Source organism: Lysinibacillus sp. NPDC093210 (assembly GCF_044753985.1).
Classification (GTDB): domain Bacteria; phylum Bacillota; class Bacilli; order Bacillales_A; family Planococcaceae; genus Lysinibacillus.
Window position 1 is genome coordinate 234,167 of the sequence record NZ_JBIVOE010000004.1, and the last position, 14,711, is coordinate 248,877.

Sequence of the window (14,711 nt, forward strand, 5' to 3'; positions counted from 1 at the left end):
CTACCATTTCACAATCATTGCAGACTTATGAGATGTTTCCTTAATGACAACACCACGCTTAGCCATTTCTTTAATATACGGCTCACCTGGTACAATGGTTTCTGGAGCAAATACTCCACGTTCTGTAATAAGCCCATCTCCAATCATTTGTGCTACTACAGAAATTGTATTCGCTGTAGCACGAGCCATCGCTGTCTCATTAATCGTCATATCTTTACGTACGACCATTTCGTACTCATATGTGACCTGCTGTTGCGCCTTTTCACCCGCTACAATTACACGTAATAGCACCGCATCAGGCTTCGTTCCAAGTTCAAGTTTTTTCTTCAGTGCTTCTCTGACAACCGCTCTTACAGGCACTTCTTGATTTTCTAGCTCTACATTATTACTAGCATCTAAAAATCCTAAGTCTGCTAACAATTTAAATTTCTCTGCATGCCCCTTATAACGAATCGTTTTATATTCTAATGTGTGGACATTTGGGAATGTCTTATAAAGTGTGGAAATGCCACCCGATGTATAAAATGCCTCAAGCACACCAAAACCATCGAAATATATAGGTTCAATTCCTGATAATGATGGAACTTCTTCAAGTTTGCCCTTTTGAATCATTTTAGAAGGCTGTGTATAGTGGTCAAATACACCATCAAGAGAAAAGACACGCGTATAGTGCAAAGGTGGCTTCGGCTCTGTAGGAATGCCTCCTACATAAAGTTTAATAGACTCTACTTCATCTAGTTTTGTTGCGCCATAGCCTGCTAATATGTTCACCATTCCCGGTGCTACACCTAAATCAGGAATGATTGTCACACCTTTTGCCTTTGCTTCCTCATGTAATGCCAAAATCTTGTCAGTTACACCACCGATATGTCCCCCTAAATCTACAGAATGAACACCTGCTTCTATCGCAGCCCTTGCCACACGTTCATTGAACGAATAGAACAGTGCATTCACAACAACATTACCTTTTGCAATAACCGATGTTAATGAGTCATCACTTTCCGCATGTAGCTCTACTACTTCAACTTTATCTGTATTTAATGTATCTACAAATTTTTGAGCTGTATTTACGTCGATATCCCCTAAAATGACACGTTCAACATTGTTATTTTTTATTAAATCACGAGCTACTTCTTTCCCCATCAATCCTGCACCTAATACAACAACTTTCATCATGAACATCCCCTTTCATTGATCTGTTACTTTGTATCGATTTGTGCTCTTTGTAATTTGCCGCTGTAGTCAACGTATATGCTCTTCCATTCTGTGTAAACATCCAATGCTGCTACACCAGAATCTCGATGTCCATTTCCTGTTCCTTTCGTTCCCCCGAATGGCAAATGGATTTCAGCACCTGTCGTACCTGCATTGATATAAACAATACCTGTATCTAAGTCTCGTTGAGCGCGGAAAATCGTATTAATATTTTGTGAGAAGATAGAGCTTGATAAGCCAAATTTCACACCATTATTGACTTCAATTGCTTCATCTAAGTTGGCAACTTCAATAAGAGAGACGACCGGTCCAAAAATTTCTTCTTGTGCAATAATCATATGAGGCTTTACATTAGTAAACAACGTTGGCTCATAGTAAAACCCTTTATCGTAAGGAGCCTCGTTTAAAATTTTGCCTCCTGTTAATAAGGTTGCACCTTCCTGTTTACCAATCTGTACATAATGATTAATTTTTTCCAATGCCGCTCTATTAATCACAGGACCAATTTTCACACTTTCATCTAAACCGTCTCCAATTGTTAAAAATTGCATTGCTTCTAATAGCCGGTTTTCTAATTCTTCTCTTACATCTTTATGCACAATCACACGACTACATGCTGTACAACGTTGACCCGCTGTACCAAATGCACTCCATAATATTGCTTCTGTAGCAAGCTGTAAGTCTGCATCTTCCATGACAATTACAGCATTTTTCCCACCCATCTCTAGTGACACTTTCTTTAAATGCTTCCCGCCAAGTTCTGCCACCTTACTTCCCGTTGTGGTAGAGCCTGTAAACGAAATTACTTTTACATCAGGATGCTCAATTAATGCTGTTCCTACAGTCGGACCTGTACCAAAAATAATATTCGCTACCCCTTCCGGTAAGCCCACTTCCTCAAAAATTTTCCCCATTTCATACGCCATCATCGGTGTTTCATTTGATGGCTTCCAAATGAACGTATTGCCCGCGACAAGCGCAGGGAAAGATTTCCACGTAGCAATAGCAACGGGGAAGTTCCACGGTGTTATTAATCCAACTACGCCTATTGGTGCTCGCACACTCATGGCGAATTTATTGGCAAGCTCAGACGGTGTTGTCTCCCCAAACAACCTTCGCCCTTCCCCTGCCATATAATAAGCCATATCGATCCCTTCCTGTACTTCCCCTCTTGCTTCTTCAATCACTTTACCCATTTCTTTTGTTAAAACGGTCGCCAAATATTCTTTCTTTTCCTTCATCTGTTGACCGATGGCATATAAATAATCTGCACGCTTTGGTGCTGGCACAAGTGCCCATTGTTTTTGCGCAGCCTTCGCTACAGCTACCGCTTCCATCACTTCATTTGCAGTTGAAAGCGGTATTGATGCTAAGTGCTCTCCGTTTGCAGGATTTGTCACTGCTATACTTTGTAAATGCGAATGTGTAACCCATTTACCGCCGATATAGTTTTTAATTTCCATTACAAACACCCCCTGATAAATCTATGATGCTTTGGCTTCCACGTACCTTTTGCTTTCGCTACAGAAAATATCTGCCGCTATTGCTTCCTTATGCGCACTGCATTATAAATACGCAGTTAAAAATGTCAAAATTCCGAATTTTCATTTTAAAGAAACTCCTTGAGCATTAATCTAATCTCGAAGCAACATTGGTGAAAAAATATCGGTGACATTTGCCAAAGGCTTTATCTTTGTCCAGCAATTTCAAATAGATAGTGCATACTTTCATCACTATATAGAAACAACTGGCGCAAAGATAAATAATACACATTCTAGTTTTTTATATTCGACATTTTCTATCTTATTCCCTTTTTTTCTAAAATTATTAATTATGTAATGAAACTATCCTGTCTAATAATCGTATACAATAACAATAAATGATATTGGAGGAATTACACTATGAATAACCATGAAATCGACTACAAAATATTTGGTGATGACATGCAATATGTGCAAGTTGAACTTGATCCGCAAGAAACGGTAGTAGCAGAAGCAGGAGCATTAATGATGATGGACGATGCTATTCAGATGGAAACAATTTTTGGTGATGGCTCAAGAGGTGGTTCACAAAGCGGTTTTATGGGGAAATTACTTGGAGCAGGTAAACGTCTTGTGACAGGCGAAAGCTTATTCATGACAACATTTACGAACGCTGGTTCAGGTAAACGTCATGTCTATTTTGCATCTCCCTATCCAGGGAAGATTATCCCTATGGACTTAAGTCAATTAAAAGGGAAAATTGTTTGTCAAAAGGATGCTTTTTTGGCGGCTGCTAAAGGCGTTTCAGTTGGTGTTGAATTCCAGAAAAAAATTGGTGTAGGGTTCTTCGGTGGTGAAGGCTTCATTATGCAAAAACTTGAAGGCGACGGTATGGCTTTCGTACATGCAGGTGGCGCGATTCATCAAAAAACTTTACAGCCTGGCGAAGTATTGCGTGTTGATACAGGTTGTTTAGTAGCGATGACTTCTGACGTTGATTACAATATTGAAATGGTTGGAGGCGTAAAAACTGCACTATTTGGTGGTGAAGGAATCTTCTTCGCAACTTTGCGCGGTCCTGGCACTGTTTGGGTTCAATCATTACCGTTTAGCCGTTTAGCAAGTCGCGTCTTTGCAGCTGCACCCATTTCACAAGGCGGTGGCGGACATTCAGCAGGTGAAGGTGGTATCGGTGGACTATTCGATATGTTCAATAAGTAACTAATTGTAGTCACAAAAAATACTTCCTGTCATCATCCGCATAGGCAAATAGCTAGCTAAACTGGACTCGTGCTTTTCCGATAGTTATAGTCCATGTTCTGTTACGTTTCACCTAGCATGGTTATTCAAAATGTAATAGATTACTTTGTAGGGTTGCTTGTTCTTTTGTAAGAAACAAGCAACCCTACATTTTTATATTTCATTTGGCTTTTTTCAAAATTGTTTGAGTGCCTGGCACTTAGCTTGTTCACTTTCCACTGGCACATAGTAAGCCGCAACCCCCGCTGTCGCGTGGTCTGTTGCGTCTTTCGCTGCGTGCATTTTTTCCTTGGCTATCATGTAAATTGTTTGAGTGCCTGACACCCATCGCGAATCTTCTTGTGCTTTTGGCTAATATTGTTTGTCCGCCATACCCTTTTATATTTCTCTCGTTTCTTCCTTTAACCATGCACGCTCTTCTTCATTTAAATAAGGAACTAGCTTTGTGTAAACCTCTTGATGATAATTGTTTAACCATTGCTTTTCACTCTCTGTTAACATATCTTTATTGATACCTGCTAAATCAATAGGGCAATATGTAACTGCTTCAAACTTCATAAATTGACCAAATTCTGTTTTCTCGTCTTCCACTACTAACATCATATTTTCAATTCTAATTCCATATTTACCTTCAAGATATATTCCAGGTTCATTCGTAACAATCATGCCTTTTTCTAATGTAACATGATTAGTATTTCGAATGCTTTGTGGTCCTTCATGAACATTCAGGAAAAAACCTACCCCATGTCCTGTCCCGCATTTATAATCCAAACCATACTGCCAAATTGGTTGTCTTGCTAAAACATCTAAGTTAGAGCCTGTTGCTCCGTATAAGTATTTTACTGAGCTTAATGCAATAAAGCCTTTTAACACTAAAGTAAAATCTCTTTTTTGTTCTTCAGTAAGTTTTCCTAAAACAATTGTTCGTGTAATATCTGTTGTTCCATCATAATACTGTCCGCCTGAATCAATTAAAAATAGACCTTCATTGTTAAGAGTATGTTGCGATTGTTGATTAGCTTTATAATGCATCATCGCTGCATGTTCTTTATAACCTGCAATCGTATCAAAGCTAGGTCCAACAAAACCTTCTTGTTCACTTCTGAAATCTTCTAATTTTTCTTCTGCTGTAATCTCTGTAATTTCTTCTTTATCAACAAAGTGTTTTAGCCACTTTATAAATTTCACCATAGCTAAACCATCTTTTATTTCACACCATTTTAAATTTTTTATCTCGACGTCATTTTTAATCGCTTTTAAATGCGTCGTAATGTTAGGACTTTCAATTTTCTTTGTTTTGTTATTAATGGCATTAAATAATCTGATATTTGTTTTATTTGGATCTAAAATAACGACATCTTCGTGCGAAAGATTTTCCAAGAATGTTTGTATTTCATCATTCTCTCTTACTTCTATTCCTTCTGCTTCTAGTTCCGATTTAACCAAAGCGGGAACCTTGCACGAATCAATAAATAAATAACATTTATGTTCCGCTACGATTACATTGGCTATGGCAACTGGATTGTTAGGCACATCGTTACCTCTTATATTTAAAAGCCACGCAATATCATCAAGGGAAGTTAAAATATAATAGTTTGCCCCTTTATTTTTCATTTCTGCTCTTACTTCATTTAATTTCTCTAATCGTGATTTCCCTGCATAGTTTACGTCATGCGCAAAAATCGAACCTTTAGGAATATCCGGTCTATCTTCCCACAGATCACCAATTAAATCTTGATTCATTTTTAATACGATTCCTTTTGCTTTTAAATCTTCTTCCATCTTTTTAACCATATCTATTGAAAAAACATTCCCATCAAAGCCAACAACACTTCCTTCATTCAGAACATCTGCTAGCCATTCTGAATAAAATGGTACCCCTGGATCTACCATTCTAAATAATCTAATACCCGAGTCCTCAAGTTGCTTTTCAGCTTGAATATAGTATCTGCCATCGGTCCATAATCCAGCATCATTTAACGTAATAACTACAGTACCTGCAGATCCTGTAAATCCTGATATCCATTCTCTACATTTCCAATGTTCTGCTATATATTCACTCTGGTGTGCATCGAAACTTGGAATTATATAAGCATCCATTTGATTTTCTTGCATTAGCTCTCTTAGCTTTTCGACTCTATTTCTAATATTCATTACTAATACCTCCATTGTTCTTAAGACTAAATTTTTTATTTTCACGATCATACAGCCATAAGGCTAGTACTATACTCATTAAGCCTGCTGTAAGCTTCGAAACTATAAACGCACCTAACATTTCTGGGGCTACTTCTGACACATATCCAAATTGGCCACCAAATACAAATGCTCCACTTACTCCAAAGGCAGTACAAACCACTTTTCCTTTAGGATTCATATCCTTGTATGTGCCAAATATTAATAAATTGCTAGCTAAATTTCCGATAATACCTGCTACCGCCGCAGAATTAATGCCAAATTTCTTCCCTATTTTTTCAAACCTATTTTTAAATATTAGATTAATCAGTTCTAGCATAGGATATGCACCAGCTAAAATAAATGCGATTTTGCCTACTATAACCATAGATTCAGATAGAGGTGCTAATCCTGAAACAAGCCTTACACCAAATATCACATCTACACCTTGTAAAAGTAATCCTACAGCACTTAGACTCATTATAAGCTTGCCAAATACATTAAAAACTTTTATAAACACATGTGGAGCTTTTAATAATCCAACCCCTAAAATAATGGCAAAAACAAATATTGGTACCAGATTCCATACTAATAGATTGATATTTATTTTTTGCCATAAACCTGCTGCAAGGCATCCTATGGGTATCGTAATAATTCCAACCAAAACACCTTTAGAAAAAAATTTTTCATCTTCTTTCGAAAGCATTCCTAAAGCGACAGGAATTGAAAAACTAATTGTGGCTCCTAATGTAGAAGCTATGATAATTCCTGAGAATGCTCCCATTTCCTTTGTCATTGCTAGCTTCTCAGCCAGTTGATAGCCCCCCATATCTACCGCTAAAAATGCTGCAGGAATGATAGAGGGATCTAAATGAAATACTTGACATATTGGAATAATCTTAGCGGATAAAAAGTTTGCTAGTATAGGTGCTAAAGAAAGTATTCCAATCATACCAAGCCCTAAAGCCCCCATAGTTTTTATGCCTTCCTCAAATTTCCGACCCAGTTTTAAATGATTACCGGTAATATAATCAATACCTCCGATTACAAAAAATGAGCCAATTAGGAGCAATACAAATTTATCCATTTTTATTTTCACTTTCTATTAACTTTATTTAACGTTTTGACTAATCCAAAGCTATATTATTTAACCCACTATGATAGAAATTAGGCGTATTCACAGCTATGAGCTTAACCTTTTTATTTGTATAATTTGCCCAATTGTGAGCAATATTTGAGACCATATGAATACTATCACCAGGATACACTTCATAGCTCTTACCATTTATGTAAACAGTTAATATACCCTCTAAAACATAGATGAACTCTTCTCCCTCATGCTTATAGGATAATATTTCTTCATCTTTCTTTTGAGGTAGTATTTCGATAAGCCTAGGTACAAGTTGTTTATTTTCCAAGTTTGTACTTAAACTATACTTAATAAAGCCACCATCTACGGCGTCTATTATTTCTTGTTCGTAACTCCTTAAAACGATATCTTTCTTTTTATGTGGATAATCAAAAAAATGTGTTAAGTGTACTTCCAAAATATCAGCTAACTTTTCAAGTGAATCAACTGCTATAGTAGTAAGACCTCTTTCTAATTGAGACAAAAATCCAACAGATAGTTCGCTTTTTTCACTTAACTCTTTCAAAGTAATTCCTTTTTCCGTTCTTAATTTCTTTATTTCCATCCCTATATTCATTACTTCACCTCCTCAAAATTTCATAATTGTGAATAATATAATACATTTCAGCTTATTATTCAATGAATTATGAAATAAATTCACATTTATGAAATTTACCATATTTTTATTGCTCTCAATAATATTCCAAAGTATTATCCCATCTGGTACAAAAAAAGACGCTCGATCCATTAGATCTTGCGCCTACGTTGTTCAATATTAAAATTAGAAAGCTATCTTATTGTGACTACCTCAACTAAAGTTAAAGTTGGTTTCTATTGGAGGTCGCTCAAATAAGAGGAAGCACCCCTTTAATATTTGTTTAGTCAATTCTATTCGATATTGGCTTGCCCTCTCCATATGCCATTAGTGCATTGACATTGAGCATTAGCATAGCTGTTCTTGTTTTTAATGACGCACTACCGATATGTGGAAGCGCAACGACATTTGGTAAGGTCAACAGTGGATGGTCCAATGCAACTGGCTCATGTTCAAAAACGTCTAGCCCTGCAGCCCATAGCTTGCCATTTTTCAACGTGTCATAAAGGGCATTCTCGTCAATAATTCCTCCACGAGAGGCATTGATCAATACTGCATCTTCCTGCATTAAGGCAAGCTCCTTCGTGCCGATTAAACCTACTGTATCGCTATTATAAGGGGTCATTATAACAACAAAATCAGATTTCGTTAAAAGCTCCTCTAGGGATGCATAACGGAAGCCATACATTTCTTCCGCTTCATGGCGACGTCTGCGGTTATGATATAAAACTTTCATATCAAAGCCCTTCGCACGTCTCGCAACAGCCTGCCCGATACGTCCCATGCCTATAATGCCTATCGTAGCACCCGATACATCCTTACCAACTAATTGCATTGGGAACCAGCTTTTCCAATTACCATCACGCAAATAACGCTCGCTTTCTGGTATTCTACGTGCTGTTGCTAGCAATAAGCCGAATACTAAATCAGCTGTCGTATTTGTTAATACGTTTGGAGTATTTGTAGCCATTATGCCTCTTTTGCGCAACGCAGGTACATCAATATTGTTAAAACCAACTGCTAGATTTGTCACTAGTTTTAAATTGGGGGCGTGTTTTAGTAATTCTTCGTCGACTTGGTCTGCAATCGTTACCCACAATACTTCACAATCCGCTACTGCTGCTAAAAGTTTGTCTCGCGGAATAACGATTTCTTCTTCCTCCCATTGTTCTATATCATAATGCTCCTCTAAAGGCTCAACAAACTGAGCCGGAAATTTTCGTGTAATAAACAATTTCTTTTTCATATTCCAACACCCCTTTGAGTCAATTCCCCATTTTGCCTTTAGCGTAACACTAATATGCTAACGTCACAAGCAAGCTTTTATATTCAATATTTCCATTTTGCACGATTAAAAAATACGGTTTTCTGCTTTTTTTAAATCTATCCTTCCTATCAGTAATTTTATCCTTCAGTTAGGGGATTTTATCCTTTTTTATAACTTCTCTACCCTCTATTTCAACAATTTTATCCATAAAAAAAACTATGCAACTTTTATGTGCATAGTTCAGAGTTATGAGAACAGTCATCAAGAAGTTCAAGGTTACCGCTTATGCTGTGTTGAGCCCAAAAGCATCTCCCGCACTCTTTTTAAGTACTATCTTCCAATAAATTAGAAATCTTTAATCGTCGTATCAAGACGACTTGCAACTCGTTCTAATTCCTCCGAAGATTCGCCAATGGATTCAATTACATTTGCCAACTCAGTTATTTGACTTCCGACATTTTGGAAGTTTACGATAGAGCCCTCAACAGAGCCAGATATCGCATCGAATGCTTTTAATGAGTTCAAATTTTGCTCGATACTATTATTTACGAGCTCTTGAATTTCTTGAATTGCCTGAACAACATGTTTCGTAATCCCATTGGACATGCCGATCAGATCTGCAATTTGTTCCACTGATTCTTTCGTTTGATCTGCTAACTTACGTACCTCATCGGCTACTACTGCAAAACCTTTTCCATGTTCCCCAGCTCGTGCAGCTTCAATTGCAGAGTTCAACGCTAGTAAATTAGTTTGTCCAGAAATGCTTTTCACCATCTCGATTACTTTATTAATTTTTGAAGAGGAATGGTTTAACTCCTCTACCATTATCGCCATCTCAGCAGTCTTATCATTAATTTTTCCAGTTTGCTCATTTAATAATACTATTTTCGAATAGCCTTCAGAGGAAACCTTTTGCATCGTCTTAGCTTCATCAATACTTTCTTTTAAGTAAGCATCTACTTGCTTCGTACTAGAAATAAGCTCCATCACCGATTCATTTGTTTCATGAGACTGGGCTTCTAACTGCGTCGAAATTCCACCAACTATATCTTTTACATGTGCACGGATACTGCTTCGTTGCTCTTCTACTATAGAATTAGAGTAGTTGTTATACTCCTCCAAAACGATTTGCTGTTCAAAATTACACATTTTACTAATAGCATCACATAACTTTTCTTCTTCCTCTTTTGATAAATGCAAATTATAGACGATTTTCCGCAAAGATTTTTCTAGATTTTGAAAAGCAGCTAGATACCATTTCGGATATAAATTAATCTTTACATGCATTTTTCCTACACTCCGACGCTTTTCTAAAAAGTTGTCATCGATTTTCCCTTCAAACATTTCAATTATATGATGGCGAAGTGTTTGGCGAAGTCGCTCACTCGAACTGTGCTTTTGAATAACATCTCGTAAAGTTGGTACACTCTCTACTGCTTTATAAAATGTTTCGACCACTTCCACAACACTTTGCTCAACGTATGGCTTTAAACTTTTTATTAACTGTAAATCTTGTTTTGTCAGATTGACGAGTTGTAGCTGTAGCAGACGTTCTTGATCTTGAATAGTTACACCTGTATTTGACACATCATGCATAACAATTGTATTTTGCTTAGGTCTATTCCTAAATTGAAACATCTTTCCACCCCATAAAGTAATATATTGTGCCATTCTATTTTTTCGTATGCAACTTATCTATAATTGATTATAAAGTGTATTGATTAATAGATACAATAGTTCAGTAAAAATTATCTACTACACCACCTATTGACACTCATTATCACCAATTTTATAATCCTTTTTATCTATATTACCATCATTTTTTGCCAACAATTAGATAATAATAACACTTTTATATTCACTGACTTAATGAATAGTTCTGTCTCTACAAAAAAAATCACTCATTATTGTGACAAATGAGTGACTTTTTGCATTTACATAAAAATAATAATACTTAGTATAGCAGCTAATACCAAACGATAAATCGCAAATGGCATTAGTTTTACTTTTGAGATAAGAGCTAAGAAAAACTTAATGGATAGTAATGCAAATACAAATGAACTAATAAAACCGACTACATAAAATCCTAAATAATCCATTGAAAGGGTATCCCAGTTTTTCAATACAGATACAAGGCTTGCACCTGCCATTATTGGAACAGCCATAATAAACGTGAAATCAGCAGCTACTCGGTGACTAATTCCGAAAAGGACACCACCTGAAATAGTTGCACCCGAACGAGAAAATCCTGGCCATAAAGATAAACACTGTACTAAACCTACTTTAAACGCCATGCCATAAGAAATATCATCTAATGATTCGACTTTAGGTTTTCTTGGTGCAAATTTGTCGGCAGCAATCATTAAAATTGCACCTGCTACTAATGCATAAATAACATGCTCTACTTTAAATAAATGATCGTCTATAAAATCTTTAAACGCAAATCCTAATACAACTGCTGGTAACATACCAACAATTACATGCATTAAGTTAAAGCGACCTTTCATTGATCGTGATTGTCCACTAATATTATATAGACCCACGAGACTTAGCATACGCTTCCACATAACCACTACGACCGCTAATATCGACCCTAACTGAACAACGATTTTAAAAGTATTAGCCGGATACTTTCCTAAAAACTCCTCTGTCTTTAACCACATATCATCCACAATAATCATATGACCTGTAGAAGATACTGGTGCAAACTCTGTCATTCCTTCGACAAAGCCTAAAATAAGTGCCTTCAATAATTCTATTATATCCACATTGTCACCTTACCTTTTAACTTTATTCTTCTGTTGTTCTATGTGCGGCAAATGAAGCTTCTATATTAGACGCCAATTGTGAGGAAGTTTTCATAGACTTCCTAGTACCTCATACGAAAGCTAGCTTCAGTTGGAGACAGTCAGCCTTTATGTTGAATAAAGCTGCTGTGTACTTCTTCATAAACCAATTTAACTTTAATTATGACAATAACATCAAATACTTGGCCATAATCGTTTTTTGCACGCACCAACTTATTATAAGCTACTCTTTTTTCATATACTACCTCTTTTACTGAAAAGTAATATCAACAACCCATAGCTCAGAACGACTACCTATACGCATTGGTGGTCCCCAAAATCCAAAGCCTGATGAAACAATTGTATGCATTTGTCCCTTCATCTTATAACCATAATCCAGCTCAAAAACACGTGCTGTAATATACTGATTAGGCCATAATTGCCCTTTATGCGTATGACCAGACATATGGAGATCTACCCCTGCCTGCTCCGGTGTTCCCAAATCATCCGGTGTATGATTCATAACAAACCAAGGCAAGTGATCTTTCAATTTTAAAGCATCGAGTTGTTGTCTCTCTTTATTCGTAATATCTTCTTGGCCTGTTACTATAAACGCATTGCCTACCCGAATTGTTTCATCTCGTAAAATTTCCACACCAGCTTTTTTCATTTCCTCTACAAATTCAGGAATTTTCTTTCCATAATATTCGTGATTACCAAGTACACCATATACACCATAAGTAGCCGTAAGCTGTTTCATCACATCAGCCATTCCCTCTTCAACAAACCATTTTGGGTCATCATCAACAATGTCTCCTGCTAAAAAAACAACATCTGGCTTCGCTTCATTCGATAAATTCACAAAACGTTGTAAATGCTTTTTATTTGATAACACACCTAAATGAAAATCGGAAGCAATAACAACCCGCATCGACGATAATTCACTATCTCTTTTATCCATTGAAATGTCTAAATTACGTACAACCGGAGAATATGCCAAATACGTACCGACAACCCACAGTACAAAGAACGTAACGATAGCCAAACTTCCAATAACACGAAGATTATTGAATGGCGTTAGCCACATAACAATTTGTACTGTTAAACATAACAATAAACCATATTCGAATATAAACATCCAATAATTACCGATCACAGAAAATACTCGTAAAGATTCATGTATCCTTCCTATAAGAACACTAAAGGAAACGATATAAAGTAACAGCCAATATAAAACTGGGTAGTAAAACCAATTCATTGCGACAAGCCACTGCTTTAAGCCCCACCCTAAATAGAACGTTAAAGCGCTATATATACCTAAAAAAAGAACGCCCATGCTTATTTTTGCCATATCCAGGTCCTCTACTTTCATATAGTCATAGTGATTATAGCATTACAGATGAAAATCGTATTTTTAAAAGCTCTTTTATTTTAGACAATATTTCAGTAACATTATAGGTGTACTAGAAAATTTATGCATAAACGAGCAAATGAAGGGGTGTTGTCTCAGATGGGGAAGTATAAATTTGAATCCACAGAACATGAGTTATTCCGCAAAACGTTCCGTAAGTTTTTAGCAGAAGAGGCTGAGGTACATTATAATCAGTGGGAAAAAGATCACCTTATTCCGCTTGATTTTTGGCGTAAGCTTGGACAATTAGGTTATCTATGTCCACAAGTGGAAGAGCAGTATGGGGGTCTTGGGTTAGATTTTAGCTTTGGTGTCATTATCCAAGAAGAGTTAGAACGCGTAGGTTCAAGCCTTATCGGTGTCGGTTTGCATAATGATATCGTTGTCCCTTACATTGAGGCATATGGAACAGATAAACAAAAAACACGCTGGCTCCCTAAATGTGTCACAGGTGAAACTATTACAGCCATCGCAATGACAGAGCCAGGAACAGGCTCCGACTTAGCGAATATACAAACGACTGCTATTCGAGATGGCGATCACTATATAGTTAATGGTCAAAAGACCTTTATTACGAATGGGATTCATGCAAATTTAGTCGTTGTCGCGGTAAAAACGAACCCCCATGCTGAGAAAAAACATCGAGGAATTAGCCTTCTCGTTATTGAGGCAGGAACACCAGGCTTTACGAAGGGGCGTAAACTTGAAAAAGTAGGCATGCATGCGCAAGATACGGCCGAACTATTTTTTGAGGATTGTCATGTTCCAGTAGAAAATTTGTTAGGTGAGGAAGGAAAAGGCTTTACCTACATGATGGAAAAGCTTCAGCAGGAGCGTCTAGCTGTAGCAGTCGCAGCCCAATCCGCAGCCGAAGATATGCTCGCTTTAACAATTGATTATGTTAAATCACGTCAGGCTTTCGGAAAATCCATTAGCGACTTCCAAAATACACAATTTAAAATTGCTGAAATGGCGACAAAAGTAGAACTTGGTAAAACGTTTTTAGAATCTTTAATCGAAGAACATATTGCTGGTAAAGACGTTGTAACAAAGGTTTCTATGGCGAAATACTGGATTACTGAAAATGCTCGGGAGATATCTACTCAGTGTATGCAGTTACATGGTGGCTACGGTTATATGGAGGAATATAAAATTGCACGACGTTATCGTGATATTCCCGTAATGTCTATATACGCTGGCACAAATGAAGTGATGAAAATGATTATTGCAAAAAATGTAGGGCTATAAAAAGCATTGTCGCTGCGAGGAATTGCGACCCCAATTAATAAGAGGCAGAGATAAAACTTTAAAATTTTTAAAGAAGGATCCATTTATCTTTTGCGATCAATAAATAATTAGAAGTGAGAACTAGTTGTTGGTAGCGTAGGCGGCGAC

Annotated in this window: 12 protein-coding genes; 2 read left to right on the plus strand and 10 right to left on the minus strand. The window is 36.9% G+C overall.

Annotated features, from left to right (window positions below):
* Together ACIP9C_RS12505 and ACIP9C_RS12510 are read right to left on the minus strand one after the other, a co-directional pair.
* A complete protein-coding gene (locus ACIP9C_RS12505; protein ID WP_340826378.1) occupies positions 1–1,173 on the minus strand; it encodes a saccharopine dehydrogenase family protein in 1,173 nt (390 codons plus the stop codon).
* Positions 1,174–1,199: 26 nt separating this feature from the next.
* Positions 1,200–2,678 (minus strand): aldehyde dehydrogenase family protein, encoded by a 1,479-nt coding sequence (locus ACIP9C_RS12510; RefSeq protein ID WP_401011030.1) that lies wholly within the window; start codon positions 2,676–2,678, stop codon positions 1,200–1,202.
* A gap of 438 nt (positions 2,679–3,116) precedes the next feature.
* Between ACIP9C_RS12510 and ACIP9C_RS12515 the strand changes: the two genes are divergently transcribed.
* A complete protein-coding gene (locus tag ACIP9C_RS12515; RefSeq protein ID WP_401011032.1) occupies positions 3,117–3,917 on the plus strand; it encodes a TIGR00266 family protein in 801 nt (266 codons plus the stop codon).
* A 213-nt stretch (positions 3,918–4,130) separates the two neighbouring features.
* On the opposite strand, the gene ACIP9C_RS12520 is transcribed toward ACIP9C_RS12515, so the two are convergent.
* The 8 genes from ACIP9C_RS12520 to ACIP9C_RS12555 all read right to left on the minus strand — a co-directional run bounded on the left by ACIP9C_RS12520 (position 4,131) and on the right by ACIP9C_RS12555 (position 13,256).
* Positions 4,131–4,280: a hypothetical protein gene (locus tag ACIP9C_RS12520; protein ID WP_401011034.1), complete on the minus strand. Its 150-nt coding sequence runs from the start codon at positions 4,278–4,280 to the stop codon at positions 4,131–4,133.
* 54 nt (positions 4,281–4,334) lie between these two features.
* Positions 4,335–6,110 (minus strand): aminopeptidase P family protein, encoded by a 1,776-nt coding sequence (locus tag ACIP9C_RS12525; RefSeq protein ID WP_401011036.1) that lies wholly within the window; start codon positions 6,108–6,110, stop codon positions 4,335–4,337.
* Positions 6,100–7,215 (minus strand): ethanolamine utilization protein EutH, encoded by a 1,116-nt coding sequence (eutH, locus tag ACIP9C_RS12530; RefSeq protein WP_401011038.1) that lies wholly within the window; start codon positions 7,213–7,215, stop codon positions 6,100–6,102. Before eutH ends, ACIP9C_RS12525 begins: the two co-directional genes overlap by 11 nt.
* 40 nt (positions 7,216–7,255) lie before the next feature.
* Entirely contained in the window at positions 7,256–7,834 is a 579-nt protein-coding gene (locus tag ACIP9C_RS12535; protein ID WP_401011040.1) for a helix-turn-helix domain-containing protein, read from the minus strand.
* Between the two features lie 301 nt (positions 7,835–8,135).
* Positions 8,136–9,098, minus strand: coding sequence for a 2-hydroxyacid dehydrogenase (locus ACIP9C_RS12540; RefSeq protein ID WP_401011042.1), 963 nt, complete (start codon positions 9,096–9,098; stop codon positions 8,136–8,138).
* Positions 9,099–9,464: 366 nt separating this feature from the next.
* Positions 9,465–10,757, minus strand: a complete 1,293-nt coding sequence (locus ACIP9C_RS12545; RefSeq protein WP_401011044.1) for a protoglobin domain-containing protein — start codon at positions 10,755–10,757, stop codon at positions 9,465–9,467.
* A gap of 296 nt (positions 10,758–11,053) precedes the next feature.
* Positions 11,054–11,887, minus strand: coding sequence for an undecaprenyl-diphosphate phosphatase (locus ACIP9C_RS12550; RefSeq protein WP_340821147.1), 834 nt, complete (start codon positions 11,885–11,887; stop codon positions 11,054–11,056).
* Positions 11,888–12,176: 289 nt separating this feature from the next.
* Positions 12,177–13,256 carry a metallophosphoesterase gene (locus tag ACIP9C_RS12555; RefSeq protein WP_401011046.1) on the minus strand — a complete coding sequence of 360 codons (1,080 nt, stop codon included), beginning with the start codon at positions 13,254–13,256 and terminating at the stop codon, positions 12,177–12,179.
* 159 nt (positions 13,257–13,415) lie between these two features.
* On the opposite strand from ACIP9C_RS12555, the gene ACIP9C_RS12560 reads away from it, so the two are divergent.
* The gene (locus tag ACIP9C_RS12560) at positions 13,416–14,564 is read left to right on the plus strand and encodes an acyl-CoA dehydrogenase family protein (protein WP_401011048.1); all 1,149 of its coding nucleotides are present in this window, start codon (positions 13,416–13,418) and stop codon (positions 14,562–14,564) included.
* The last annotated feature ends 147 nt before the right edge of the window (positions 14,565–14,711 follow it).